General features: G+C 66.9%; 29 protein-coding genes. 14 read left to right on the top strand and 15 right to left on the bottom strand.

What is annotated here, in order from left to right; all coding sequences use genetic code 11:
- The first annotated feature begins 24 nt into the window (after positions 1-24).
- Positions 25-717 (top strand): metal-dependent hydrolase, encoded by a 693-nt coding sequence (locus E3U25_RS22380; RefSeq protein ID WP_114535129.1) that lies wholly within the window; start codon positions 25-27, stop codon positions 715-717.
- Here E3U25_RS22380 and E3U25_RS22375 read toward each other — a convergent pair.
- The 13 genes from E3U25_RS22375 to E3U25_RS22315 form a co-directional block, all read right to left on the bottom strand.
- Complete coding sequence (locus E3U25_RS22375) at positions 714-1,547, bottom strand: urea carboxylase-associated family protein (protein ID WP_036750223.1); 834 nt, start codon at positions 1,545-1,547, stop codon at positions 714-716. The genes E3U25_RS22380 and E3U25_RS22375 overlap by 4 nt on opposite strands.
- A 200-nt stretch (positions 1,548-1,747) precedes the next feature.
- Complete coding sequence (locus E3U25_RS22370) at positions 1,748-1,909, bottom strand: hypothetical protein (RefSeq protein WP_166435614.1); 162 nt, start codon at positions 1,907-1,909, stop codon at positions 1,748-1,750.
- A gap of 131 nt (positions 1,910-2,040) precedes the next feature.
- Positions 2,041-2,820 (bottom strand): succinate dehydrogenase iron-sulfur subunit, encoded by a 780-nt coding sequence (locus E3U25_RS22365; RefSeq protein WP_116223024.1) that lies wholly within the window; start codon positions 2,818-2,820, stop codon positions 2,041-2,043.
- Between the two features lie 70 nt (positions 2,821-2,890).
- The gene (locus E3U25_RS22360; protein WP_052095694.1) at positions 2,891-3,217 is read right to left on the bottom strand and encodes a hypothetical protein; all 327 of its coding nucleotides are present in this window, start codon (positions 3,215-3,217) and stop codon (positions 2,891-2,893) included.
- Positions 3,217-3,582 carry a hypothetical protein gene (locus tag E3U25_RS22355; protein WP_036750228.1) on the bottom strand — a complete coding sequence of 122 codons (366 nt, stop codon included), beginning with the start codon at positions 3,580-3,582 and terminating at the stop codon, positions 3,217-3,219. Before E3U25_RS22355 ends, E3U25_RS22360 begins: the two co-directional genes overlap by 1 nt.
- Complete coding sequence (gene sdhA / locus E3U25_RS22350) at positions 3,582-5,384, bottom strand: succinate dehydrogenase flavoprotein subunit (RefSeq protein WP_072461029.1); 1,803 nt, start codon at positions 5,382-5,384, stop codon at positions 3,582-3,584. Before sdhA ends, E3U25_RS22355 begins: the two co-directional genes overlap by 1 nt.
- A 9-nt stretch (positions 5,385-5,393) precedes the next feature.
- The gene (sdhD, locus tag E3U25_RS22345; RefSeq protein ID WP_036750234.1) at positions 5,394-5,783 is read right to left on the bottom strand and encodes a succinate dehydrogenase, hydrophobic membrane anchor protein; all 390 of its coding nucleotides are present in this window, start codon (positions 5,781-5,783) and stop codon (positions 5,394-5,396) included.
- 15 nt (positions 5,784-5,798) lie between these two features.
- Positions 5,799-6,191 carry a succinate dehydrogenase, cytochrome b556 subunit gene (sdhC, locus tag E3U25_RS22340; protein ID WP_036750387.1) on the bottom strand — a complete coding sequence of 131 codons (393 nt, stop codon included), beginning with the start codon at positions 6,189-6,191 and terminating at the stop codon, positions 5,799-5,801.
- A 313-nt stretch (positions 6,192-6,504) separates the two neighbouring features.
- Positions 6,505-7,539, bottom strand: a complete 1,035-nt coding sequence (locus E3U25_RS22335; RefSeq protein WP_072461030.1) for a MaoC family dehydratase — start codon at positions 7,537-7,539, stop codon at positions 6,505-6,507.
- Positions 7,540-7,548: 9 nt separating this feature from the next.
- Positions 7,549-7,755 carry a DUF1737 domain-containing protein gene (locus E3U25_RS22330; RefSeq protein WP_036750239.1) on the bottom strand — a complete coding sequence of 69 codons (207 nt, stop codon included), beginning with the start codon at positions 7,753-7,755 and terminating at the stop codon, positions 7,549-7,551.
- A gap of 1 nt (position 7,756) precedes the next feature.
- A complete protein-coding gene (locus E3U25_RS22325) occupies positions 7,757-8,299 on the bottom strand; it encodes an NnrU family protein (protein WP_072461032.1) in 543 nt (180 codons plus the stop codon).
- Positions 8,300-8,344: 45 nt separating this feature from the next.
- The gene (locus E3U25_RS22320; protein ID WP_116223025.1) at positions 8,345-9,184 is read right to left on the bottom strand and encodes an HpcH/HpaI aldolase/citrate lyase family protein; all 840 of its coding nucleotides are present in this window, start codon (positions 9,182-9,184) and stop codon (positions 8,345-8,347) included.
- A gap of 80 nt (positions 9,185-9,264) precedes the next feature.
- Positions 9,265-9,999, bottom strand: coding sequence for a sulfite exporter TauE/SafE family protein (locus tag E3U25_RS22315; protein ID WP_072461034.1), 735 nt, complete (start codon positions 9,997-9,999; stop codon positions 9,265-9,267).
- A gap of 187 nt (positions 10,000-10,186) precedes the next feature.
- Between E3U25_RS22315 and mdh the strand changes: the two genes are divergently transcribed.
- The 11 genes from mdh to E3U25_RS22260 all read left to right on the top strand — a co-directional run bounded on the left by mdh (position 10,187) and on the right by E3U25_RS22260 (position 22,929).
- On the top strand, positions 10,187-11,149 hold the full coding sequence (gene mdh / locus E3U25_RS22310; protein WP_036750251.1) for a malate dehydrogenase: 963 nt from the start codon (positions 10,187-10,189) through the stop codon (positions 11,147-11,149).
- Positions 11,150-11,515: 366 nt separating this feature from the next.
- A complete protein-coding gene (sucC, locus tag E3U25_RS22305) occupies positions 11,516-12,709 on the top strand; it encodes an ADP-forming succinate--CoA ligase subunit beta (RefSeq protein ID WP_036750254.1) in 1,194 nt (397 codons plus the stop codon).
- On the top strand, positions 12,709-13,254 hold the full coding sequence (locus tag E3U25_RS22300; protein ID WP_140846942.1) for a hypothetical protein: 546 nt from the start codon (positions 12,709-12,711) through the stop codon (positions 13,252-13,254). The genes sucC and E3U25_RS22300 overlap by 1 nt, the downstream gene beginning before the upstream one ends.
- A gap of 45 nt (positions 13,255-13,299) precedes the next feature.
- The gene (sucD, locus tag E3U25_RS22295; RefSeq protein WP_036750260.1) at positions 13,300-14,184 is read left to right on the top strand and encodes a succinate--CoA ligase subunit alpha; all 885 of its coding nucleotides are present in this window, start codon (positions 13,300-13,302) and stop codon (positions 14,182-14,184) included.
- A gap of 179 nt (positions 14,185-14,363) precedes the next feature.
- Entirely contained in the window at positions 14,364-15,527 is a 1,164-nt protein-coding gene (locus E3U25_RS22290; RefSeq protein WP_116223026.1) for a glycosyltransferase family 2 protein, read from the top strand.
- 20 nt (positions 15,528-15,547) lie between these two features.
- Entirely contained in the window at positions 15,548-18,514 is a 2,967-nt protein-coding gene (locus tag E3U25_RS22285; protein WP_036750265.1) for a 2-oxoglutarate dehydrogenase E1 component, read from the top strand.
- 1 nt (position 18,515) lies between these two features.
- The gene (gene odhB / locus E3U25_RS22280; RefSeq protein WP_116223027.1) at positions 18,516-20,048 is read left to right on the top strand and encodes a 2-oxoglutarate dehydrogenase complex dihydrolipoyllysine-residue succinyltransferase; all 1,533 of its coding nucleotides are present in this window, start codon (positions 18,516-18,518) and stop codon (positions 20,046-20,048) included.
- Positions 20,049-20,192: 144 nt separating this feature from the next.
- Positions 20,193-20,450: a hypothetical protein gene (locus tag E3U25_RS22275; RefSeq protein ID WP_036750271.1), complete on the top strand. Its 258-nt coding sequence runs from the start codon at positions 20,193-20,195 to the stop codon at positions 20,448-20,450.
- A complete protein-coding gene (locus E3U25_RS22270) occupies positions 20,450-20,842 on the top strand; it encodes an MAPEG family protein (RefSeq protein ID WP_036750274.1) in 393 nt (130 codons plus the stop codon). The genes E3U25_RS22275 and E3U25_RS22270 overlap by 1 nt, the downstream gene beginning before the upstream one ends.
- Positions 20,843-20,892: 50 nt before the next feature.
- Entirely contained in the window at positions 20,893-22,287 is a 1,395-nt protein-coding gene (lpdA, locus tag E3U25_RS22265; protein WP_036750277.1) for a dihydrolipoyl dehydrogenase, read from the top strand.
- A gap of 147 nt (positions 22,288-22,434) precedes the next feature.
- Positions 22,435-22,929 carry a lytic transglycosylase domain-containing protein gene (locus E3U25_RS22260; RefSeq protein ID WP_116223028.1) on the top strand — a complete coding sequence of 165 codons (495 nt, stop codon included), beginning with the start codon at positions 22,435-22,437 and terminating at the stop codon, positions 22,927-22,929.
- 48 nt (positions 22,930-22,977) lie between these two features.
- Here the strand turns inward: E3U25_RS22260 and E3U25_RS22255 are convergent, their stop codons facing one another.
- Both E3U25_RS22255 and E3U25_RS22250 read right to left on the bottom strand, forming a co-directional pair.
- Positions 22,978-23,418: a GNAT family N-acetyltransferase gene (locus E3U25_RS22255; protein ID WP_116223029.1), complete on the bottom strand. Its 441-nt coding sequence runs from the start codon at positions 23,416-23,418 to the stop codon at positions 22,978-22,980.
- Positions 23,415-24,254 (bottom strand): AAA family ATPase, encoded by an 840-nt coding sequence (locus E3U25_RS22250; protein ID WP_116223030.1) that lies wholly within the window; start codon positions 24,252-24,254, stop codon positions 23,415-23,417. The genes E3U25_RS22255 and E3U25_RS22250 overlap by 4 nt, the downstream gene beginning before the upstream one ends.
- Positions 24,255-24,415: 161 nt before the next feature.
- Here E3U25_RS22250 and dksA point away from each other — a divergent pair, with 161 nt between their 5' ends.
- Positions 24,416-24,838: an RNA polymerase-binding protein DksA gene (gene dksA / locus E3U25_RS22245; RefSeq protein WP_036750287.1), complete on the top strand. Its 423-nt coding sequence runs from the start codon at positions 24,416-24,418 to the stop codon at positions 24,836-24,838.
- Entirely contained in the window at positions 24,825-26,003 is a 1,179-nt protein-coding gene (locus tag E3U25_RS22240; protein WP_255469742.1) for an FAD-dependent oxidoreductase, read from the top strand. Before dksA ends, E3U25_RS22240 begins: the two co-directional genes overlap by 14 nt.
- The last annotated feature ends 178 nt before the right edge of the window (positions 26,004-26,181 follow it).

The raw sequence follows: 26,181 nt of genomic DNA, 5'->3' as shown, positions 1-26,181 counted from the left end.
CAGCGCAAGAAAAGGAGCCCTTCCATGAAACTGACCTGGCTTGGCCATTCCGGCTTCCGGCTGGAGATCGAACAGGCGGTGATCCTGATCGACCCCTGGCTTTCGGGCAATCCGATGTTCCCCGAGGACAGCCGCGACGAGGCCATCGCGGGCGCCACCCATATCCTGGTGACGCATGGCCACGGCGACCATACCGGCGATACCGTCTCGATCGCCAAGGAGCTGGGGATTCCCGCCGTCGGCATCTACGACATGGTCTCGACCTGGATGAAGCACGAGGGCATCGAGGGCATCGGCTTCAACAAGGGCGGCACGGTCGATCTGGGCGGGGCCAGGGTGACGATGGTGAATGCCAGCCATTCCTCGTCCTTCGAGGGCGCCGAGGGGCCGGTCTATGCCGGCCACGAGTCGGGCTTCATGATCGCGGGCGAGGGCCATGTGATCTATGTCTCGGGCGATACCGACATCATGGCCGACATGGCGTGGATGGGCGAATATCACCGGCCCGACATCGGCATCCTCTGCGCCGGCGGGCATTTCACCATGGACATGGACCGCGCGGCCTGGGCGGCGCGGAAGTATTTCGACTTCAAGACCGTGATCCCCTGCCATTACAAGACCTTCCCGCTGCTGGCGCAGGATGCCGAGGTGCTGAAGGCCGGCCTGCCGGGCGTGCAGGTGATCGAGCCCGAGGTGATGCGGCCGATCTCGCTTTAGGGCCAGCGATAGGCGCTCGGCCCCGGCTCTGCCCGTCCCGCGGGCCGGGCCGGCGCGAAGATCTCGACCAGCAGCGGATGGCAGGCGGCGGCGTCGCTGGAATGCGCGCTGCCGCAATCGCCGCCCGGACAGGCCGAAAGCCCGCCGATCAGGTCGATCTCGGCAAAGAACTCGATATGGTCGCCGGGGCGCACCGGGCTTGCCTTCATGAAATATTCCCCGGTGTCGCGGGTGAAGCCCGTGCACATGAAGACGTTCAGCACGTCATGCACCAGGGGCTCGGCCGCCTCGCGCGACAGGCCCATCTCGGCCATCAGCGCGTTGACCAGGTTGGAATGGCAGCAATGGTGATAGTCCTGCCCGCTCAGCAGGCGATGGGTATAGGGGTCGCAGCGCGTGCCGATCACGTCATGGACCGAGCCGCCGTATTCGTCGATGCCATACCATTCCAGCGTATCCTCGGTCACGGTGGCCATCGGGCGCAGATGCGGAAAGCTGGACCACATGCGATGGCCGCGCGTCAGATGGGTGCCGTGCAGCGCGCGGGTCTTGCCGGAATAGAACCGTTCGCGCGGATCGGCGGCGGACCACAGGTTCAGGTCGCCGACCTGCGGCCCCTCGACGCTGGTGATGCGAAAGAAATGCCCGGCCGGCACGTGAAAGCAACGCGCCTCGCGCGGGGGCACCAGGCATTCCCCGGATTTGCGCGCCGTCAGGCGAACGGCCTGCAAGCCGGGCAGGTCCGGATCGGGAAGGGTATGGTTCGGATAGCAGATGACCGGGCGAATGGCCCGGCGCTCGGCGGCATCTTCGGGAATGGTTCGGATCATGGCGCGATGCTATGCGCGCGTCCCCGGCATCGCAAGGCTTGCGCACACCTTGCACAGCGCGCCTGCCGGCCCTGCCGCATGGGTATTTTGGAAACGGAAAAACGGTCCGCCTTTCACCGCTTCCCAAATACCCGAAAAACAAGAGCGCGGCCGGGAAGCCGCGCTGGAAGGCCCGCGCGTGCGGACAAGGTGGCCGCGCTTCAGGCGGCCTGGCGAATGTCGGCTTCCATCGGCATCGGATCGAAGCTGAAATAGCCGTACATCTGCTCCAGCACGGCCAGGGCCGCGCGGTCTTCCGCCTTGGCCGGCTTCAGCACGGCCAGGTTGGCGCTGGGTTTTTGGGTCTCGGCAAGGGTTTTCATCCGAAGGTCTCCGGGTCGAAGTGATGCTCTTCCCCGCCGAAAAAGATAATGCCGCGCCGCAGAAAAATCTACCTCTGCGACGCGGCGTCAACCGGTATATCACGGCATACCGGCCATGACGGCCGTGCAAATCAAACGATACGGTCCACCATCATGTGCTTGATCGAGGCGATGGCCTTGGCCGGGTTCAGCCCCTTGGGACAGGTATTGGTGCAGTTCATGATCGTATGGCAGCGATACAGCTTGAACGGGTCTTCCAGCGCATCCAGGCGCTCGCCCGTGGCCTCGTCGCGCGAATCGATGATCCAGCGATAGGCGTGCAGCAGGGCCGCCGGGCCCAGGTAGCGGTCGCCGTTCCACCAATAGCTCGGGCAGGCGGTCGAGCAGCTGGCGCACATCACGCATTCGTAAAGCCCATCCAGCTTCTTGCGATCCTCGATCGACTGGCGCCATTCCTTGTCGGGGGTCGGCGTCTCGGTGATGAGATAGGGGTTCACCGAGGCGTGCTGGGCATAGAAATGCGTCAGGTCGGGGATCAGATCCTTGACCACCGGCATGTGCGGCAGCGGATAGATGTTCACGTCGCCCTTGATCTCGTCCATGCCGTAGATGCAGGCAAGATGGTTGCCGCCGTCGATGTTCATCGCGCAGGAGCCGCAGATCCCCTCGCGGCAGGAGCGGCGGAAGGTCAGCGTCGGGTCGATCTCGTTCTTGATCTTGATCAGCGCGTCCAGCACCATGGGCCCGCATTTGTCCATGTCGACGAAATAGGTGTCGATGCGCGGGTTCTCGCCGGTATCGGGATCCCAGCGGTAGATGTTGAAGCGGCGGACGTTCGTCACGCCTTCGGGTTTCGGCCAGGTCTTGCCGACCCGCATGCGGCTGTTCTTGGGAAGGGTAAGTTGGACCATTGGGTAACTCCTGGTGGTCAGACCGTCGTCTTGCGACTAGGCCGTCATGCGGTGGCTTGGGCAGAGGGCGTCAATGCACCCTCCAGCCCGGCTGTTCGTAAAGCGGCCGCGTGGGCTTCTGCCCCGAGCGGCGCTGGACGCATTGGTCGAAGACCTGGGACGGATCGCGCCCCAGGATCTGGTCCGAGGACAGGTCGACGCTGACGAAGCCGCCGCGATAGCCGTGCGAGCCGACGCCGATGCCGACCTGGGTGCGCGGCGCGCGGGCGTCGAGCGCCTGGACCATGCAGACGCGCTCGGCCTCTGCGACCGGGATCTGCACCGGCGCGGGCGCGCAGGCCGCCAGCCCCAGCAGCGCCGGGGCAAGGCGCAGGCCAAGCGCGCCGCGCCCGGCCATCAGGCGGCCTGCTTGGCCGCCGCCGCGGCGCTGGCGATGCATTGCGTGGTGGACGGACGGCCGACGATGGCGGCCACCGCATCCCCCGCCCCGGCCGCGCCGGCAGCGGCGATGCTGGACAGTTCCGCCGTGGTGGCGTTCTGCATCACGCAATCGGTATAGGGCGCGACATTGGCGCCGGGCAGGCGCCGGGCCATCTCGCGGTTGACGATGACGCGGGCCGAGGACCGCATCGCCGCATCCGGCGCGGGGGCCGCGACCGGCGGCAGCGGCGCCGGCGCCATGCCGGGGTTCTGGACCACGCAGCCCGAAAGGGTCAGCGCGGCGGCGGTCAGGGCCATGGGCAGGATCAGGGGAAGACGCATCAATAAACCCTCGCTTTGGGTGCGATCTTTTTCAGGTCGATCCCGCCCTCGTCCTGGGTAGTCAGGGGTTCAAGATGAACGGGCCGATAGGCCAGTTTAACATCGTTGCCTTCGACCCAGGCAAGCGAGTGCTTGCGCCAGTTGGCATCATCCCGCTCGGGGTAGTCTTCATGGGCATGGGCGCCGCGGCTTTCCTTGCGCGCCTCGGCGCCGACGATGGTCGCCAGCGCGTTGGGCATCAGGTTGGTCAGCTCCAGCGTCTCCATCAGGTCGCTGTTCCAGATCAGGCTGCGGTCGGTGACCTTCAGGTCGTCCATCTTGGCCGCGATCGCCTGCATCTTCTCGACGCCCTCGGCCAGGGTCTTGTCGGTGCGGAACACCGCGGCATCGGCCTGCATGGTGCGCTGCATCTCAAGCCGCAGCTCGGCGGTCGGCACCGAGCCGTTGGCGTTGCGGATGCGGTCGAAGCGGTCCAGCGCCTTGTCCACCTGTTCCTTGTTGGTGGTGGGGATCGCCGCCTTGCGGTCGATCACCTGCCCGGCGCGGATGGCGGCGGCGCGGCCAAAGACCACCAGGTCGATCAGCGAGTTCGATCCCAGCCGGTTCGCGCCATGGACCGAGGCACAGCCGGCCTCGCCCACCGCCATCAGGCCGGGGAAGACCCGGTCCGGGCTTTCGGCGGTCGGGTCCAGCACCTCGCCCCAGTAGTTGGTGGGGATGCCGCCCATGTTGTAATGCACCGTCGGCAGGATCGGGATCGGCTCGCGCGTCACGTCCACGCCGGCGAAGATCTTGGCCGATTCCGAGATGCCCGGCAGCCGCTCGGCCAGGCTTTCCGGCGGCAGGTGCATCAGGTTCAGGAACATGTGATCCTTGTGCGGGCCGACGCCGCGGCCCTCGCGGATCTCGATGGTGATGCAGCGCGAGACCACGTCGCGGCTGGCCAGATCCTTGTAGGTCGGCGCGTAACGCTCCATGAAGCGCTCGCCCTCGCTGTTGGTCAGGTAGCCGCCCTCGCCGCGCGCGCCCTCGGTGATCAGGCAGCCCGAGCCGTAGATGCCGGTCGGGTGGAACTGCACGAATTCCATGTCCTGAAGCGGCAGGCCCGCCCGGGCCACCATGCCGCCGCCGTCGCCGGTGCAGGTATGGGCCGAGGTGGCGCTGAAATAGGCGCGGCCATAGCCGCCGGTCGCCAGCACCACCATCTTGGCGTTGAAGACGTGGATCGAGCCGTCATCCAGCTTCCAGCACACCACGCCGGTGCAGGCGCCGTCGGTGATGATCAGGTCCAGCGCGAAATATTCGATGAAGAATTCCGCCTTTTCCTTCAGCGACCGGCCATAGAGCGTGTGCAGGATGGCATGGCCGGTGCGGTCGGCGGCGGCGCAGGTGCGCTGCACCGGCGGGCCTTCGCCGAATTCGGTGGTGTGGCCGCCGAAGGGGCGCTGGTAGATCTTGCCCTCCTCGGTCCGGCTGAAGGGCACGCCGTAGTGCTCCAGCTCGTAGACCGCCTTGGGGGCCTCGCGCGCCAGGTATTCCATGGCGTCGGTGTCGCCCAGCCAGTCCGAGCCCTTGACGGTGTCATACATGTGCCACTGCCAGTTGTCCGGACCCATGTTCGACAGGCTGGCGGCGATGCCGCCCTGCGCCGCGACCGTGTGCGAGCGGGTCGGGAAGACCTTGGTCACGCAGGCGGTGCGCAGGCCCTGTTCGGCCATGCCCAGCGTCGCGCGCAGGCCCGCGCCACCGGCACCGACGACCACGACATCATATTCGTGCGTTTCGTATTTATAAGCAGCCATGGCGGAACCTCAGAGGACGACGATCGCGCCAAGGCCCATCCGGGCCAGCGCATAGACGGCGGCGGCGATGACCGCCCAGCCGAAGATCACGGAAAAGATGATGGCGGCCTTGCGCACGCCACCCTGGAAATAATCGTCGATCATGATCCGCGTGCCCTTGATGAAGTGGACCATGCCCACGATCACGAACAGAGCGGTGATGAGCGCCGGGAAGGGCCGGCCGAAATAGGCCAGCAGCTGTTCCTGCGACAGGCCGATGGCGCGGGCGACCACGATCATGAACAGCGGCGTCAGCACGGTCAGCGCGACGGCCGAGACGGTCATGGCCCAGTGGTGCTGGGTGCCCTCGTGCGCCGAGCCCAGGCCTTCGGCAGCTTTGCGGGGGGTGATGTAACGCATGATCCTGCCCTTTCCTCAGAACGCGAAGAAGATGATCAGCGTCAGCACGGCCAGGACGACCGAACCCGCGATCAGCGCCTGGCTGGATTTGCGCGCTTCCTCGATCTCCAGCCCGTAGCCCGCGTCATAGGCCAGGTGGCGCAGCCCGGCGAGCAGGTGATACCACAGCGACCACATCGAGCCGGTCAGGATGATGAAGCCCAGCCAGGACCGCATCACCCAGTCCGCGCAGGCGAAGGCGCCCGGCGAGGTGACGGCGGCGACCAGCCACCAGGTGATCAGCACGATCCCGGCGACCAGCGCGTGCCCGGTGATGCGGGTCATGATCGAGGTGATTGCGGCGATGGGCAGGCGATAGACCTGCAAATGCGGTGACAATGGCCGGTTGCCCCGGTTGACGTCAGCCATGATGCGCTCTCCTGCGTTCAGGCCCCGCACGCGACGGCTGGCGGCGAGGGCTGGCCGAAATTGGGTTTGCTTTTAGCCGCCTTGTCGCATCTGTCACGGGTGGATGCCAGACGTAAGGCGGATATGCGACAGATTTTCCGTTTTTGTGATCACGCAAACGCCAGCTGTGATCACGGGCAGGCTCCGACCCTTTCGAATGATTGCGGTATCAGGACGGACTCGCCGGATTTCCCCGGATAACCGAGGGATTCGGTCATGTTCAACCCCGGCGCGGCCGCGAGTCGCGGGCCGGCCGCGCCGGGGCGCAGGGCGGTCATTTCGGCATCAGGGCCCAGTAATCCAGGTCCAGCAGCACCTGCGGGGCATATTTTCCATCCTCGCCGCGCAGGGCGTGATCACCGGCCGCGCCCTTGTGCGCCACCAGCCGCAGCCGGATCGCGCCGACGCCCGGCGCATGGGTGTCAGCCTTGTCCAGCACCTCGGACCAGGCGCGGATGGTGTCCCCGGCAAAGCAGGGATTGGCATGGGCCCCGCCGTTCAGCGCCACGATCATCTGCGCATTGGCCAGCCCGTTGAAGCTGAGCGCGCGGGCCATGCTGATGACATGGCCGCCATAGATCAGCCGCTTGCCGTCCTCGCGGAAGGTGGCGTCGAAATGCACCTTGGCGGTGTTCTGCCACAGCCGGGTGGCCAGCATATGCTCGGCCTCCTCGATGGTGACGCCGTCCACATGGTCGATGACCTCGCCGACCTCATAGTCGCCCCAGCGGTGCGGCTCGCCGGCCAGGCCGAAGTCGTATTGCAGGAAATCCAGCCCCTCGGGCAGCACCAGATCGGAGGGCGCGACCGATTTCGCCAGTTCCGGCACCACCGGCTCGGGCGCCGGCGCCGCGTCGTCGCCCTTGCGCACCATGACCCAGCGCACATAGTCCAGCACCACCTCGTCCATCTGGTTCAGGCCGCGGGTGCGGACCCAGACCACGCCGGACTTGCCGTTGGAGTTCTCCTTGAGCCCGATCACCTCGGATTCGGAGCGCAGCGTGTCGCCCGGCCAGACCGGCTTCAGCCAGCGGCCCTCGGCATAACCCAGGTTCGCCACCGCGTTCAGGCTGATGTCGGGGACTGACTTGCCGAAGACGATGTGAAAGGCGATCAGGTCGTCCAGCGGGCTGCCGTCCAGACCCGAGGCGGCCGCGAACTCGTCCGAGGAATAAAGCGCGTGCCGCGCCGGGTAGAGCGCATGGTAAAGCGCGCGCTCGCCCTCGGCCACGGTGCGGGGGACGGCGTGGCGGATCACCTGGCCGACGCGGTAATCCTCGAAGAAGCGGCCCGGATTGGTCTTGCTCATGGTGGTTTCCTATTGCTGGCCCAGTTTCATGTCCGGGTGATAATCCGCCTCGATCTGCTTGGTGACGGCCTGGGCGCAGCGCATCACGCCGCGCGCCGCGTCGAAGGCATAGGCGGGGTCGCCATGCAGCTCCCAGCCCTTCGACAACGCCTCGCTGACCTTGTGGCAGAAGGCCGAGGTGTCGTCCTCGGTCAGCAGGCGATAGATCTTGGGCATGTCAGCCTCCAAAGGGGTTATAGCCCAGCCAGGCGTGGACCAGCGCCACGACCCCGAACAGGACCACGGTGCCGACCGCGGCCATCGCCTCCTTGCGGACCGGGAACGGCCCGGCGGGCGGGGTCCAGCCCGGCTGCGCGCGGTTGATCACGGCCATCTCGACCAGCGACCAGAGCAGCAGCCCGCCGAACAGCACGAAACTGGGCAGGTCGCCATTGGGCAGCAGATGCGCAAGGGCCCAGAGCGCAAAGCCGGTCAGCTGCGGGTGGCGGATATGGCGGGCCAGGCGGGTCTTCATGCCGGCGACGGCGAAAAGATAGAAGCCCAGCAGCACCAGCAGGTTGTTGACGCCCTTCAGCGGTGCGGTCGCGCCCCACCAATGGGGACCGTCCGCCATGCGATAGCCGATCACCATCAGCACCACCGAGACCGCCAGCGCCCCCGCCACGCCGCCCCGGCCCAGCCGGTCGCGCGGCCCCGGTGCCAGCCGCTTGAGAAGATGCGCCGCCCACCAAAGCGCCACGCCAAGGATCAGGATCAACATCTGGCTTTGTCCTTTCGCTGGATGTAAATGGCGCTTACTTTGCCATCACCCTGCCAGCGCGGCAATCGCCGCGGCCTTGGCCAAAGTGACGCGGGCGGTCTCGACATGCAGGTTCTCGACGATCCTGCCGTCCACCACCGCGACGCCCTTGCCCTGGGCCTGCGCCTCGTCGAAGGCCTCGATCTGGCGGCGGGCCAGATCGACCTCGGCTTCCGACGGCGCAAAGACCTCGTTGGCAATGGCCAGCTGTGCCGGGTGGATCAGGGTCTTGCCGTCGAAGCCCATGTCGCGGCCCTGCTCGCATTCGGCGCGCAACCCCTCGTCGTCCTTGAAGGCGTTGAACACGCCGTCCACGATGACCCGGCCATGCGCCCGCGCGGCCAGCAGGCACAGGCCCAGCCCCGCCATCATCGGCAGCCGGTCGGCGCGAAAGCGGCTGTTCAGCTCCTTGGCCAGGTCGTTGGTGCCCATCACCATGCCCTGCAGGCGCGGATGGGCGGCGATCTCGGCGGCGTTCAGCATGCCCTCGGCCGTCTCCATCATCGCCCAGAGCGGAGTGTCGGGCACCAGCGCCGCCACCCGGTCCAGGTCGGCGCCGCGGCTGACCTTGGGCACCAGCACCGCATCGGCGCCCGAGGCAAAGGCGCGGGCGTCGCCCTCGCCCCATTCGGTGTCCATGCCGTTGATGCGGACGATCCGCACCCGGCCGCCGTAATCGGCCTGCAGCGCTTTGGCCAGCAAGTCCCGCGCCCCCACCTTCTCGGCGGGCGCCACCGCATCCTCGAGATCGAAGATGATCGCATCGGCGGCCAGCGCCTGGGCCTTTTCCATGGCCCGCACATTGGCGGCCGGAATATAGAGGACGGAACGATAGGGACGGGTCATCGGGGCCTCGCGTAATAATCTTGCGCGAACCTGCCCCGAAAGGAAGCGAATCGCAAGCACCGATTTGCCGCACTGCGGCATCAGATCCCGTCCCAGATCAGCTTGGCCGAAACCAGCATCAGCGCCCAGGTGATGAAGCCATAGAAGACCTGCGCAGACATCCGCCGCACCAGCCACAGTCCCGCCAGCACGCCCAGCACGCCGGGCACCATCAGCACGGCGGCCACCGACAGGTTATGCGCCGACAGCTGGCCCAGCATGGCATAGGGAATCAGCTTCACCGCATTGCAGATGGCAAAGAAGATCGTCGTGGTGCCGGCATAGGTCATCGGCGTCATGCGCAGGGGCTGGGCATAGACCTGATAGGGTGCCGCGCCCGAATGCGACACGAAGCTGGTATAGCCCGAGATCGTGCCCCAGAAGCTGCCCGCCCCCCAGCGCGGCGGCCGGGCGCTGGCGCTGACCCGGCTGCGCAGCAGGGCGTTCAGCGCAAAGGCCAGGCCGATCACGCCGACGATCAGCCCGACCTGCGCGTCGTCGACGTGATGCGCGGTGGCCCAGCCCAGGGCGATGCCGGTGATCGCGCCCGGCACCAGCGTCCGCAGCACCCGCGCGTCGAAATCGCGGCGAAAGGCGATCAGCCCGCCGATGTCCGAGATGATATAGACCGGCAGCAGGATGCCCGCCGCCTGCACCGGCGACATGACCAGCGCCAGCAGCGGCACCGAGATGGTGCCGACCATGGACAGCCCTCCCTTGGCCAGCCCGATCGAAAAGGCGGCGATCACCGCCAGCACCCAGCCCAGCATCTCCATCCGCGCGCCCCCGTGTCCCGCCCCTCCCGAGTAATCCAGCGGCGCAACCGCGGCAATACGCCGCCGCCATTTCCATGTTAGCGGTTGACAACAGCGGTTTTCGCGGCGGACCCGCAGCCAAGGCTTGCGATTCTCATCCCGAGGGACTAGGCCACCGCGCGAACCATCATGGAAATCGGAGGTTAACATGGCCCGACCCAAGATCGCACTCATCGGTGCGGGACAGATCGGCGGCACGCTGGCGCATCTGGCCGCGATGAAGGAGCTGGGCGACGTCGTCCTGTTCGACATCGCCGAGGGCACGCCCCAGGGCAAGGCGCTCGACATCGCGCAATCGGGCCCGTCCGAGGGTTTCGACGCCGTCATGAAGGGCGCCAACGATTATGCCGACATCGCCGGCGCCGATGTGTGCATCGTCACCGCCGGCGTGCCCCGCAAGCCGGGCATGAGCCGCGACGACCTGCTGGGCATCAACCTCAAGGTCATGAAATCCGTGGGCGAGGGCATCAAGCAGCATGCCCCGAACGCCTTCGTGATCTGCATCACCAACCCGCTGGACGCCATGGTCTGGGCGCTGCGCGAGTTCAGCGGCCTGCCGCATGAAAAGGTCGTCGGCATGGCCGGCGTGCTCGATTCGGCCCGCTTCCGCCACTTCCTGTCGCTGGAATTCGGCGTCTCGATGCGCGACGTGACCGCCTTCGTGCTGGGCGGCCATGGCGACACCATGGTGCCGCTGACCCGCTATTCGACCGTGGCCGGCATCCCGCTGCCCGACCTGGTCAAGATGGGCTGGACCACCCAGGACAAGCTGGACGCCATCGTGCAGCGCACCCGCGACGGCGGCGCCGAGATCGTCGGCCTGCTGAAGACCGGCTCGGCCTTCTATGCGCCCGCGACCTCGGCCATCGAGATGGCGGAAGCCTATCTCAAGGACCAGAAGCGCGTGCTGCCCTGCGCCGCCTATGTGAAGGGCGCCTATGGGCTGGACGGGCTCTATGTCGGCGTGCCGACCGTGATCGGCGCCGGCGGCATCGAGCGCGTCATCGACATCACCCTGGACAAGGACGAGCAGGCGATGTTCGACAAGTCCGTGGACGCGGTCAAAGGGCTGGTCGCGGCCTGCAAGGGCATCGACGCCACCCTGGCCTGATCGCCGGCCAGCGACGGCAAGGACAGGCCCCGCCGGCTGCGGCGGGGCTTTTTCATGGCGCGGACGCACGGCCCGCGCAGCATAAGGCAGGCCAGCGCCGCGGCGGACGAACCGCTGGCCGTGCGGACCTCCTGGGCCCTGCCTGACCCCCGGCGCGCCCTGATCCGGGACGCGAAAGCGCCGGCCCAGGCCGGGGATTCCCGCCCCGCCGTCCCGGCAGCCGGGGATTTGCGATCACAGCCTCGAAAACTGTGATCACAAAAGGCGGATTACCGCCAGTTTTAGGGATTTCGCCCTTCATGGGGCTTTGGCGCCGGCGTGGAATGTGGCACAAGCCCCGCCAACCGACAACTGCGGGGGAAGACGATGAACATCCATGAATACCAGGCCAAGGCGTTGCTGCGCCAATACGGCGCGCCGGTCTCGGACGGGCGGGTGGTGATGAAGGCCGACGAGGCCAAGGCGGCGGCGGGGGAACTCGACGGGCCGCTCTGGGTCGTCAAGGCCCAGATCCACGCCGGCGGCCGTGGCAAGGGTCACTTCAAGGAAAAGGAAGCCGGTGAAAAAGGCGGCGTCCGCCTGGCCAAATCGGTGGAAGAGGCCGAGGAGCTGACCCGCCAGATGCTGGGCCGCACCCTCGTCACCCACCAGACGGGCGAGACCGGCAAGCAGGTCAACCGCATCTATATCGAGGACGGCAGCGACATCGAGCGCGAGCTGTATCTGGCGCTGCTGGTCGACCGCGGCACCTCGCGCGTCAGCTTCGTCGCCTCGACCGAAGGCGGCATGGACATCGAGGAAGTCGCCGCCTCGACCCCGGAAAAGATCGTGACCTTCAGCGTCGATCCGGCCTCGGGGCTTTCGGATTTCCACGGCCGCCGCGTGGCCTTCGCCCTGGGTCTTTCGGGCCCGCAGGTCAAGCAATGCGTGGCGCTGGTCAAGAACCTGTATCGCATGTTCATCGAGAAGGACATGGAGATGCTGGAGATCAACCCGCTGATCGTGATGAAGGACGGCAACCTCAAGGCGCTGGACGCGAAGATGGGCTTCGACAACAACGCCCTTTATCGCCAGCCCGACATCCTGGCGCTGCGCGACGAGACCGAGGAAGACCCCAAGGAACTCGCCGCCTCGAAATTCGACCTGAACTATATCGCGCTGGACGGCGAGATCGGCTGCATGGTCAACGGCGCCGGCCTGGCGATGGCGACGATGGACATCATCAAGCTGTTCGGCGCGGAGCCGGCGAACTTCCTCGACGTCGGCGGCGGCGCCACCAAGGAGAAAGTGACCGAGGCGTTCAAGATTATCACCTCGGACCCGAACGTCAAAGGCATCCTGGTCAACATCTTCGGCGGCATCATGCGCTGCGACATCATCGCGGAAGGCATCATCGCCGCGGTGAAGGAAGTTGGTCTGCAAGTCCCGCTGGTCGTGCGGCTTGAGGGCACCAACGTGGAGCTGGGCAAGCAGATCATCGGCGAGTCGGGCCTGAACGTGATCGCGGCCGACGACCTGTCGGATGCGGCGCAGAAGATCGTCAAGGCGGTCAAGGGCTAATGCGGATCGCGGTGATTTGTATGCTGAGCGCGGCCAGTCTTTCTGCCTGCACGAACTACGAAGGCATTCCGGCCGGTGCTGAAAATGCGCCTGAAGTCGTGCCGGCTGCGGCTCAAGCACCGTTTGACAGGGCTGAACAGCTACGAATTGCCACGCGAGCCTGTCTTGCAAGCGAATTGCAGGGGCCACAAACCCTGCAATCACTGCTTGGACAGGGCTATACGATCACGCGGGAATGGACGGGCGCCTACTCCTATACCCGAATGGAACCTGTTGCGGGCAAAGGCCTGTTCGAGAAGGTCGACATCATAAAGGTCAGCGACCCTAATGGACCAATCCCATGTGACATCGACGTCAGGCGTGACGTGGGATATTCGTCATTCCGCACGGTCCATTCGGAAATGATTGCCCAAGGCTACCAGCCGGTGGCCGACACTGGAGGGCGTTCGACCTTTACGAAAGGCGATATCAGTTTCAGCCTTTCCGGCAGATACAGCCATTCCGAGCCGCTGGCGACCATCACGCTAAGCCGAGATACGAAATGATGCGGGCATAGGCCCGCATGAACTTGATTTTTGCAGGAGGCTTGAATGGCCGTTCTCGTCAACAAAGACACCAAAGTCATCTGCCAGGGGATCACCGGATCCCAGGGCACCTTCCACACCGAACAGGCCATCGCCTATGGCACGCAGATGGTCGGCGGCGTGACCCCCGGCAAGGGCGGCACGACGCATCTGGACCTGCCGGTCTTCAACTCGGTCCACGAGGCCGTGGAAAAAACCGGCGCCAATGCGTCCGTGATCTATGTCCCGCCGCCCTTCGCGGCCGATTCGATCCTGGAAGCCATCGACGCGGAAATCCCGCTGATCGTCGCCATCACCGAGGGCATCCCGGTCCTCGACATGATGCGGGTCAAGCGCGCGCTGATCGACAGCAAGTCCACGCTGATCGGCCCGAACTGCCCCGGCATCCTGACGCCGGGCGAATGCAAGATCGGCATCATGCCGGGCTCGATCTTCTCGCGCGGGTCGGTGGGCGTCGTGTCGCGCTCGGGCACCCTGACCTATGAGGCGGTGAAGCAGACCACCGACGTCGGCCTGGGCCAGTCCACCGCGGTCGGCATCGGCGGCGACCCGATCAAGGGCATGGAGCATATCGACGTGCTGCGCATGTTCCTGGACGACCCCGAAACCGAGTCGATCATCATGATCGGCGAGATCGGCGGTTCCGCCGAGGAAGAGGCCGCCGAATTCCTGGCCGAGCAGAAGCGCAAGGGCAAGTGGAAGCCGACCGCCGGCTTCATCGCCGGGCGCACCGCGCCGAAGGGCCGCCGCATGGGCCATGCCGGCGCCATCGTCTCGGGCGGCAAGGGCGACGCGGAATCCAAGATCGAGGCCATGAAATCGGCCGGGATCATCGTCGCCGACAGCCCCGCGGGCCTGGGCGAGGCGGTGCTGAAAGCGCTCGGCCGGTAACTTTGCCGCAAGGCTTTTGACTTGGGCGCGGCCCCTGCCTACCTTTAGCGGGGGCCGCGCCAGACCTTACCAGCAGGTGCCAGATTGGACCGCCGTCGTCGCCAGATCGTCGCCAGAACCGCCGGGGCAGCGCCCTGCCCGGCCTGCGGCCCTGCCCCGCTGCCCAATCGAGGCGCGGCATGATCCCGCAGCCCCAACCGCCGGCGGAACGCCCCGCCTCGCCCGTGGCGGCGCAGGACTGGGCGCTTTGCGTCTCGACCTATCAGCGCGGCAAGCTGCTTTGCGATTGCGTACGTGCCGCGATGGCCTCGACCGAGCGGCCGGCCGAGATCGTCATCGTCGATGCCAGCGCCGACTGGGCGCAGAACCGTGAAGGGGTCGAGGCGGTGATCGCCGCGGCCGGCGGCTGTCCGCTGACCTATGTGCCGGCCCGGCGCAAATCGCTGACCGTGCAGCGCAACCAGGCCGTCGCGCTGGCCCGTGCCGACATCCTGTTCATGATCGACGACGACGCGCTGCTGCATTCGGGTTGCGCCGCGCAGATCATGGCGCATTACCGCGCCGACACGCAGGGCCGGATCGTCGCCATCTCGGCCCGCAATGCGCCGCTGGCCGGCGCGAAGGCCGGGGACGAACGCAAGCAGACCAACCGCGCCGGCGCGCTGGCCAGGGGCCGGGCGGGGCCGGTGCAGCGCGGCATCGACCTTGCCCTGCACCACCTGCTGATGATCCCGGCCGAGCAGCGCTTCCTGGGCTACGACCGCCCCGAGCGGCGCTGGCAGGGCGACGCCACCCTGCCGCAGGGGCTGCTGCGCGTCGATTTCATCGTCGGCTTCGCCATGACCCTGCGCCGCCACCTGGCGCTGCGCGAACCCTTCGACGAAGGGCTGGCCGGCAGTTCGATCGCCGAGGATCTGGATGCCAGCTATCGCTTTGGCCGGCACGGGATGCTGGCCATCGCGCCGGATGCGCATATCCACCATTTCGAGGCGGCGGCAGGCCGCGACCGGCGCCGGATCAGCACCATGCTGGCCATGCTCAACATCGCCTATTTCGTCCGCCGCAATTCCGAGCGGCAGGGCCGCGACCTGGCCCGCTATGCGCTGTGGTACCTGCGCATGACGCTGGCCGAACTGCCCAAGGACATCGCCGGAGGCCGCTGGGATCTGCCGCAATTCCGCGGCGCCCTGCTGGCCGGCCGCAACCTGCCCGCCCTGCTGCGCCAGCCGCGCGCCGGGCTGCCGGCATGGTATCAGGATCTTCAGACCAGGCTGATGGCCGGGACCACCCCCGGACATGGCCCGAACAATGCGACCGCCCCTGATCAAGGCGCGAACGGATAGGATTTCCCGGAGGCAAGCCAATGAACGATCAATCCCCAAACTCGGCCTTCCACGATTCGAGCTTCCTGCAGGGCCATAACGCGGCCTATGTCGAGCAGCTTTACGGCCAATGGGCCCAGAACCCGGCGGCGGTGGATCAGGCGTGGGACGCCTTCTTCCGCAGCCTGGGCGACGAGGAGACCGTCGTCACCCGCGAGGCCAAGGGCGCAAGCTGGCAGCGCGCCGACTGGCCGCCGGTGCCCGCCGACGACACCACCGCGGCGCTGACCGGCGAATGGCCGATGCTGCCCAAGTCCGAGGCCAAGGCGGCGCTGGACAAGATCGCCGCCAAGGCCGGCGAAAAGGGCGTGAACCTGACCGACGAGCAGCTCAAGCGCGCCGTGCTGGACAGCGTCCGCGCCATCATGCTGATCCGCGCCTTCCGCATCCGCGGCCACCTGCATGCCGACCTGGATCCGCTGGGCATGCGCGAGATCCCCGACCACGGCGAGCTGGACCCCAAGACCTACGGCTTCACCGAGGCCGACCTGGACCGGCCGATCTTCATCGACAACGTGCTTGGCCTGCAGATCGCCACGATCCGCCAGATCGTCGACCTGATGAGCCGCACCTATTGCGGCACATTCGCGCTGCAGTTCATGCATATCTCGAACCCCGAAGAGGCCGGCTGGCTCAAGGAGCGGATCGAGGGCTACGGCAAGGAGATCGCCTTCACCCGCGAGGGGCGCCGCGCCATCCTCAACAAGCTGGTCGAGGCCGAGGGCTTCGAGAAGTTCCTGCATGTCAAGTATATGGGCACCAAGCGCTTCGGCCTTGACGGCGGCGAGGCGCTGATCCCGGCGATGGAGCAGATCATCAAGCGCGGCGGCGCGCTTGGCGTCAAGGACGTGGTGATCGGCATGCCGCACCGCGGCCGCCTGTCGGTCCTGGCCAATGTGATGGGCAAGCCCTATCGCGCCATCTTCCACGAATTCCAGGGCGGCAGCTACAAGCCCGACGACGTGGACGGCTCGGGCGACGTGAAATATCACCTCGGCGCATCGTCGGACCGCACTTTCGACGACAACACCGTCCACCTGTCGCTGACCGCGAACCCCTCGCACCTCGAGGCGGTGAACCCGGTGGTGCTGGGCAAGGTCCGCGCCAAGCAGGACCAGCTGTCCGACCAGACCTATCGCACGGCGGTGCTGCCGATCCTGCTGCATGGCGACGCGGCCTTTGCCGGCCAGGGCATCGTGGCGGAATGCTTCCAGCTTTCCGGCATCAAGGGCCACCGCACCGGCGGCTGCATCCATATCGTGGTGAACAACCAGATCGGCTTCACCACCGCGCCGCATTTCAGCCGCACCTCGCCCTATCCGACCGACATCGCGCTGATGGTCGAGGCGCCGATCTTCCACGTCAACGGCGACGACCCCGAGGCGGTGGTCCATGCCGCCAAGGTCGCGACCGAGTTCCGGCAGAAATTCCACAAGGACGTGGTCATCGACATCTTCTGCTATCGCCGCTTCGGTCACAACGAAGGCGACGAGCCGATGTTCACCAACCCGGTGATGTACAAGAAGATCAAGGGCCAGAAGACCACGCTGCAACGCTATACCGAGCGGCTGGTCGCCGACGGCCTGGTCCCCGAGGGCGAGATCGAAGAGATGAAGGCCGCCTTCCAGGCCCATCTGAACGAGGAGTTCGAGGTCGGCAAGAACTTCAAGCCGAACAAGGCCGACTGGCTGGACGGCAAATGGTCGGGGCTCGAGGCCGAGCATGCCGAGGAGAACCTGGGCCAGACCGGCATCGCGCCCGAGACCATGGCCGAGATCGGCGGCGCGCTGACCCGCGTGCCCGAAGGCTTCGACCTGCACAGGACCGTCGGCCGCCTGCTGGAATCCAAGAAGCAGATGTTCGAGACCGGCCAGGGCTTCGACTGGGCCACGGGCGAGGCGCTGGCCTTCGGCTCGCTGCTGCTGGAGGGGCATCCGGTGCGCCTCGCCGGGCAGGATTCGACCCGCGGCACCTTCTCGCAGCGCCATTCGGCCTTCGTCGACCAGGCGACCGAGGAACGCTACTACCCGCTGAACCACATCCGCGGCGGGCAGGCGCGCTACGAGGCCATCGACTCGATGCTGTCGGAATATGCGGTGCTGGGCTTCGAATACGGCTATTCGCTGGCCGAGCCGAACAGCCTGGTCATGTGGGAGGCCCAGTTCGGCGATTTCGCCAACGGCGCCCAGATCATGTTCGACCAGTTCATCACCTCGGGCGAAAAGAAATGGCTGCGCATGTCCGGCCTCGTCATGCTGATGCCGCATGGCTATGAGGGCCAGGGCCCGGAACACAGCTCGGCCCGGCTGGAGCGCTGGCTGCAGATGTGCGCCGAGGACAACTGGATCGTGGCGAACTGCACCACGCCGGCGAACTATTTCCACATCCTGCGCCGGCAGCTGAAGCGGCCCTTCCGCAAGCCGCTGGTGCTGATGACGCCGAAATCGCTGCTGCGCCACCCGCTGGCGGTGTCCACGGCGGACGAGTTCCTGGCCGGCTCGACCTTCAACCGCGTGCTGGTGGACGATGCCGACCGCGGCAAGTCCGAGTTCAAGCTGGCCCCGGACGACAAGATCCGCCGCGTGGTGATCTGCTCGGGCAAGGTCTATTACGACCTCGCGCAGGCCCGCGACGCCGCCGGTGCCGAGGATGTGCATATCCTGCGGCTCGAGCAGTTCTATCCCTTCCCGGCCCAGAGCATGTCCAAGGAGCTGGAACGCTTCAAGGATGCCGAGATCGTCTGGTGCCAGGAAGAACCCAAGAACCAGGGCGGCTGGAGCTTCGTCGAGCCCAATATCGAATGGGTGCTGTCGCGCATCGGCGCCAAGCACGGCCGGCCGCGCTATGTCGGCCGCCATGCCGCGGCCTCGCCGGCCACCGGGCTTGCCTCGCGCCACAAGGCCGAGCAGGAGGCCCTGGTCCACGAAGCGATCACCATCGGGGCCTGACATGGCAGTGGAACTACGCGTCCCCACGCTTGGGGAATCGGTATCCGAGGCGACGGTGGCCACCTGGTTCAAGAAACCGGGCGACCGCGTCGCCGTGGATGAAATGCTGTGCGAGCTGGAAACCGACAAGGTGACGGTCGAGGTGCCCTCGCCCGTCGCCGGCAAGCTGGCCGAGATCGTCGCGCCCGAGGGCACGGTGGTCGCGCCGAACGCGCTGCTCGCGCAGATCATGGAACAGGGCGATGCCGGCCCGGAAGAAATGTTGCCCAAGGCTGATGCGGGCACGAAGGCTCAGGAAGGACAGAGGAAGATGAGCGGAAAATCCGTCGACGTGATGGTGCCCACCCTGGGCGAAAGCGTGACCGAAGCGACGGTCGCGACCTGGTTCAAGAAGGTCGGCGACGCGGTCGCGCAGGACGAGATGCTGTGCGAGCTTGAGACCGACAAGGTCTCGGTCGAGGTGCCGGCCCCCGCCGCGGGCGTGCTGGCCGAGATCCTGGCCCCCGAGGGCGCGACGGTCGAGGCCAGCGCCAGGCTGGCCATCATCACCGAAGGCGCGACCGCGGCCCCCAAGGCCGAGGCCCCGGCGGCCGCCGCAGCCGCCGTGCAATCGCCCGGCGCCGGCCCGGAAACGCCCGCGCCGCGCAAGGATGTCGAGGACGCCCCTTCGGCCAAGAAGGCCATGGCCGAGGCCGGGGTCGGCCGCGATGCCGTCACCGGCACCGGCCGCGACGGCCGGGTGATGAAAGAGGACGTGGCCCGCGCCCCTGCCGCCGCCTCGCCCGCCCCGGCCCCCGCCCAGGCGCCGCGCGCGCCGAGTTCCGCCGAGGACGCCGCCCGCGAGGAGCGCGTCAAGATGACCCGCCTGCGCGCCACCATCGCCCGCCGGCTCAAGGACGCGCAGAACACCGCCGCGATGCTGACCACCTATAACGAGGTGGACATGAAGGGCATCATGGACCTGCGCAACACCTACAAGGACCAGTTCGAGAAGAAGCACAAGGTCAAGCTGGGCTTCATGTCCTTCTTCGTGAAGGCCTGCTGCCACGCGCTGAAGGAAGTGCCCGAGGTCAATGCCGAGATCGACGGCGGCGACGTGGTCTACAAGAACTTCGTCCACATGGGCGTGGCGGTGGGCACGCCGAACGGCCTGGTGGTCCCGGTGGTGCGCGACGCCGACCAGAAGAGCTTCGCCCGGATCGAGAAGGAGATCGCCGAGTTGGGCCTGCGCGCCCGCGACGGCAAGCTGACCATGGCGGAAATGCAGGGCGGCACCTTCACCATCTCGAACGGCGGCGTCTATGGCTCGCTGATGTCCTCGCCGATCCTGAACCCGCCGCAATCGGGCATCCTGGGCATGCACAAGATCCAGGACCGCCCCGTGGTGGTGGACGGGCAGATCGTCATCCGGCCGATGATGTATCTGGCGCTGAGCTACGACCACCGCATCGTCGACGGCAAGGGCGCCGTGACCTTCCTGGTCCGCGTCAAGGAAGCGCTGGAGGATCCGCGCCGCCTGCTGATGGATCTGTGATCCCTGCCTTCCGGGGGCGGCAGGCCCGCCCCCGGCCAGCCCAAGGCGCCGCGCAACTCTTTCCGGCCTGTTCCCGTTGACCCGCACGGGGCCGCCTTGCCGCTCATCCCGACGGGAAGCCGGGCCGAAACGGAGGAGTCTTCCATGACCCAGATGATCGCCCATTACAGCATCGCCGATTACGCCCGCTTCCGCGCCGCCTTCGACGCGGATGCCGAGGATCGCGGCAATAACGGCCTGTCGCTGCTGCAACTGTGGCGCGAAAGCGACCAGAGCGCCTGGGCGCTGTTCCAGGTCGGGGACGCGGCCGCCGCGAAGGCTTACCTGGAAGGCGCCGCGGGCGTCTTCAACAGCCAGGCCGGCGTCTCGGCCACCGCATTCCATTTCGTCGAGACCGCCTGATGGCCGCCGAGACCACCGCCCTGGCGCTGGCCGCGCTGCTGCAAGCCGTGCAGATCGGCCTGGCCGCCGCCTCGATGAACCGCGATGTCGGCGCGAAGTGGAACGCCAGCCCGCGCGACCGCCAGCCCGAGTTTTCCGCCCTGACCGGCCGCCTGCGCCGCGCCGTGGACAACCATTTCGAGGGGCTGATCCTCTTTACCATCGCCGTCGTGCTGGTAGTGCTTTCGGATGCCGGCTCGGCCCTGACCGTGCTTTGCGCCTGGAGCTACCTGCTGGCGCGGCTGCTTTATGTTCCCGCCTATGCCTATGGCTGGTCGCCCTGGCGCTCGGTCATCTGGGGGGTGGGGTTCGTCGCCACGCTGACGATGATCCTGATCGCCTTATTCACCTGAATCGAACGGGCGGCACCGCGAAAGGCGCCGCGAACTGCAAGGAGACCCGAATGTCCACCTATGACCTGATCGTGATCGGCGCCGGTCCCGGCGGCTATGTCTGTGCGATCCGCGCCGCCCAGCTGGGCCTGAAGGTCGCCTGCGTCGAGGGGCGCGAGACGCTGGGCGGAACCTGCCTGAACGTCGGCTGCATCCCCTCCAAGGCGCTGCTGCATGCCAGCCACATGCTGCACGAAACCCACGAGAACTTCGAAAAGATGGGCCTGATGGGCGCCAAGCCCAAGGTCGATTGGGAAAAGATGCAGGGCTACAAGGCCGAAACGGTCGCCGGCAACACCAAGGGCATCGAGTTCCTGTTCAAGAAGAACAAGATCGACTGGCTCAAGGGCTGGGCCAGCATCGAGGCGCCCGGCAAGGTCAAGGTCGGCGACCAGATCCATGAGACGAAGAACATCGTCATCGCCTCGGGCTCGGAACCGGCCAGCCTGAAGGGGGTCGAGGTCGACAACGCCGCCGGCGTGGTGGTCGATTCGACCGGCGCCCTGTCCCTGCCCAAGATTCCCAAGTCGATGGTGGTGATCGGCGCCGGGGTGATCGGGCTGGAGCTGGGCTCGGCCTATGCCCGCCTGGGGGCCGAGGTGACGGTGGTCGAGTTCCTGGACGCCATCACCCCCGGCATGGACGGCGAGGTGCAAAAGCAGTTCCAGAAGATCCTGGCCAAGCAGGGGCTGAAATTCGTCCTCGGCGCCGCAGTGTCCGAGGTCGAGGTCGAAAAGGGCAAGGCCGAAGTCACATACAAGCTGCGCAAGGACGACAGCGAGCATGAGATCAAGGCCGAATGCGTGCTGGTCGCCACCGGCCGCCGCCCCTATGTCGCCGGGCTTGGCCTCGACAAGGTCGGCGTCGCGCTGACCGACCGCGGCTTCGTCCAGATCGACGAGCATTGGCAGACCAGCGTCAAGGGCATCTATGCCATCGGCGACGCGGTGCCCGGCCCGATGCTGGCCCACAAGGCCGAGGACGAGGGCATGGCGGTGGCCGAAGTCATCGCCGGCAAGCATGGCCATGTGAACTACGACGTGATCCCCGGCGTGATCTATACCACGCCCGAGGTCGCCTCGGTCGGCCTGACCGAGGAAGCCGCAAAGGAAAGCGGCCGCAAGGTCAAGGTCGGCAAGTTCCCCTTCATGGGCAATGCCCGCGCCAAGGCCCTGTTCCAGGCCGAGGGCTTCGTCAAGATGATCGCCGATGCCGAGACCGACCGGGTGCTGGGCTGCCACATCATCGGCCCGAACGCCGGCGAGATGATCCACGAGGTCTGCGTGGCGATGGAATTCGGCGCCTCGGCCCAGGACATCGCGCTGACCTGCCACGCGCATCCGACCTGCTCGGAAGCGGTGCGCGAGGCCGCCCTGGCCTGCGGCGACGGCGCGATCCACGCCTGATCGGCGGATCGCCACCGAAACCGCCGCTGCGCTGCGGCGGGTTTCCGCCGACGGACCGCCCCTGAACCGGGCGGTCCTTTCTTTTGATTTCCCCGACTCTGGCAGCTGCGGCTAATCCCTTGGTCAATGAAAAGACAAGGGGCAGTCATGAAATCCATTATCGGACTGTTGGCGCTGGCCGGCACGCTGGCCGTCGGCGCCTGCGGCGACAACCGGGTCGATCCCGACCGCCGCTATCTGGTCGAACCCCGCGCCTCGGCGGCCCAGGTCGCCGCGCTGCACCCCAACGAGACGCTGGAACTGCGCCGGCTGATCAACAAATACGCCGCGGAATACGACGTGCCGGTGGACCTGGTGCATCGCGTCATCATCCGCGAATCGACCCATCGGCCGGGCGCCCGCAACGGCCCCTATTACGGGCTGATGCAGATCCTGCCCGCCACCGCGCGCGGCATGGGCTATCGCGGCCAGCCCGCCGGGCTGCTGGATGCCGAGACGAACCTGAAGTACGGCGTCAAATACCTCCGCGGCGCCTATATGGTCGCCGACGGCAACAAGGACGCCGCGGTGAAATGGTATTCCCGCGGCTATTACTACGAGGCCAAGCGCAAGGGCCTGCTGCAAGCCACCGGCCTGCGCTGAGGCGAGGGACAGAAGATCGCGGGGGCGGCCTTCGGGCCGCCCCTTGCATTACAGCTTGCGGTTGTAGCGAATGAAGGGCGACTTCTGCCCCACCCGGTCATAGAGCATCCGCCCCGGATAATTGTCCTCGGCCGTCAGCCAGTAGACGGCGGGAATGCCGGCGCGATCGGCCTCGGCATAGACGCCCTCGATCAGGGCGCGGGCGATGCCGCGGCCGCGGGCCTCGGGGGCGGTGAACAGATCCTGCAGATAGCAGACCCCCTCGTCGCGCCACAGGTTCGGGTGAAAGACGTAATGCGTCAGGCCCAGCAGCCGGCCGTCCGCCTCGGCCACCAGCCCGTGAAAATCGCGCGGATCGCGTGCCATCAGCCTGCCAAAGGCGCGGTCGTAAAACGAGGGCGGCCGGTCCGCGAAACCGTAGAAGGCCTGGTAGCCCTCATAAAGCCGCTGCCAGCCCTTGCGGTCATCGGGACGCAGGGCGCGGATCATCGCTGCCGCCGCGCCATGAAGGCCAGCCGCTCGAACAGCGCCACGTCCTGCTCGTTCTTCAGCAGCGCGCCATGCAGCTTGGGCAGCATCTCGCCGGCGGGGCGGCGCAGATCCTCGGGCGCCAGATCCTCGGCCAGGATCAGCTTGAGCCAGTCCAGGAGTTCGCTGGTCGAGGGCTTCTTCTTCAGCCCCTGCACCTCGCGCAGTTCCAGGAACTGGCTCAGCGCCTCATCGAGCAGCCGCGGCTTCAGTCCCGGATAATGCACGTCGACGATGCGCTTCAGCGTCTCGGCATCGGGAAAGCGGATGTAGTGGAAGAAGCAGCGGCGCAGGAAGGCGTCGGGCAGCTCCTTTTCGTTGTTCGAGGTGATGATGACAACGGGCCGGTGCCGCGCCCGCACCATCTCGCCGGTCTCGTAGACATGGAACTCCATGCGGTCGAGTTCCTGCAGCAGGTCGTTCGGAAACTCGATGTCGGCCTTGTCGATCTCGTCGATCAGCAGCACCACCTTGCCGGGCGCCTCGAAGGCCTGCCACAGCTTGCCCTTGCGGATGTAGTTCGAAATGTCGTGAACCCGCGCCTCGCCCAGCTGGCTGTCGCGCAGCCGCGACACGGCGTCGTATTCGTAAAGCCCCTGCTGCGCGCGGGTGGTCGATTTCACGTTCCATTCGACGATGGGCAGGTCCAGGCTGGCCGCGACCTGGCGCGCCAGTTCGGTCTTGCCGGTGCCCGGCTCGCCCTTGACCAGCAGCGGGCGCTCCAGCGTGATCGCCGCGTTCACGGCCATGGCCAGGTCGGCAGGAGCCACATAGGTTTCGGTCGATGAAAACTGCATTCGCCTGTCCTTTGCGCAATCTGCGCGACCCTAGCCAGCACCCGCCGGCTTCGCAAGCCGCCGAGGAAAACCTGTCGGAATGGGCTAGTGACAATTGGTCTGCCATACTTTATGCGGGCGCCAAGGATCGGGCATCCAGTCGCCCGGCTCCCGGAGGAACGATGAAAGCCCAGACCTTTCTGCCCGAAGATTATCGCCCCGCCGAAGACGAACCTTTCATGAATGAACGGCAACTGGAGTATTTCCGCCGCAAGCTGATCGCATGGAAGCAGGAACTTCTGGACCAATCCGCGGAAACGCTGGAAGGTCTTCAGGACAGCGCCCGCAACGTGCCGGACCTGGCCGACCGCGCCTCCGAGGAAACCGACCGCTCGCTGGAACTGCGCACCCGCGACCGCCAGCGCAAGCTGGTGACCAAGATCGACGCCGCGCTGCGCCGCATCGAGACCGGCGAATACGGCTATTGCGAAATGACCGGCGAGCCGATCAGCCTCAAGCGGCTGGACGCGCGCCCCATCGCCACCATGACGCTGGAAGCGCAGGAACGCCACGAACGGCGCGAGCGCGTGCATCGCGACGACTGACCCGCCGGCCCCTTCGGGGGCCGCTTTCGCAGCCAAGGGCGCCATGTCCGGCCTGAAGCATCACCCCGTCACCATCATCGGCGCAGGCGTGGCCGGCCTGACCGCGGCCTGCGCCCTGGCGCAGCGCGGGGCAGAGGTCACGGTGCTGGAACGCGCCGGCGCCCTGCGCGAGGTGGGCGCAGGCTTGCAGATCTCGCCCAATGCCTGCCGGGTCCTTGCGGCGCTGGGGCTCGAATCGCGGTTCCGGGCGATCTCGCTGCCCTCCGAACGGGTCGAGCTGCGCGATTCGACCGGCCGCATGGTGGCGCGGCTGGACCTGGCGCGGCATCGCCCCGGAGATCCGTTCCGCCTCGTGCATCGCGCGCGGCTGGTCGCCCTGCTGGAAGAGGCCGCGCGCGAAGCCGGCGCCCGCATCGAACTGGGCCATGACGTCGCCGAACTGCCCGAGGTGCCGCTGCTGATCGGTGCGGACGGGGTGAAAAGCCGCCTGCGCGCGGTGCTGAACGGCCCCGAAACCCCCTTCTTCACCGGCCAGACCGCCTGGCGCGCGCTGATCCCGGCCGAACCCGATGCCGCGCCGGTGGCGCAGGTCTTCATGGGACCGGGCCGGCACCTGGTCAGCTATCCGCTGGGCCAGGGCCAGCGCAATATCGTCGCCGTGGTCGAACGGCCGGACTGGCAGGAGGAAGGCTGGTCCATCCTCGGCGAGCCCTCCGAGCTGCGCGCCGCCTTCGCCCGCTTCGGCGGCCCGGTGCCCGGCTGGCTGGACCGGGTCGAGCAGGTCGGCATCTGGGGCCTCTTCCGCCACCCGGTCGCCGCGCATTGGCAGGACGGCCGGCGGGCGCTGATCGGCGACGCGGCCCATCCCACCCTGCCCTTCATGGCGCAGGGCGCGGTCATGGCGATCGAGGATGCCTGGGTGCTGGCCGCCTGCCTCGACGCGGGCCCGGACCAGGAAGCCGCGCTGGCGCGGTTCCAGACGCTGCGCCAGCCGCGCTGCCGACGCATCGTCGAGGCGGCCAATGCCAATGCCCGCAACTATCACCTGCGCGGCCCGACCCGCGCGGTCGCCCATGCCGGGCTGCGCGCCGTCTCGCGCCTCGCCCCGACCCGGCTGATCGAGCGCTTCGCCTGGCTCTACGACCACGACCCGACGGCCCTTTAGCCGGGCACCCGAACTTCTCTGTTCCCCAAATACCCATACGGCAGCGACGCCGGCACGGTCGCATGGGTATTTGGGGAACAGAGAAAATGCCGGGCCGCGCCCCCATGGCGCGCCCAGGCCTGTTTCACGGTTTCTCAAATACTCCCGCCGACGCCGCCACCAAGGCGATGGCGCAGAC

The organism is Paracoccus versutus (assembly GCF_029909795.1).
GTDB lineage: Bacteria > Pseudomonadota > Alphaproteobacteria > Rhodobacterales > Rhodobacteraceae > Paracoccus > Paracoccus versutus.
Note: the sequence above shows the minus strand (reverse complement) of the source record. Positions and strands in the feature narration are given on the sequence as shown.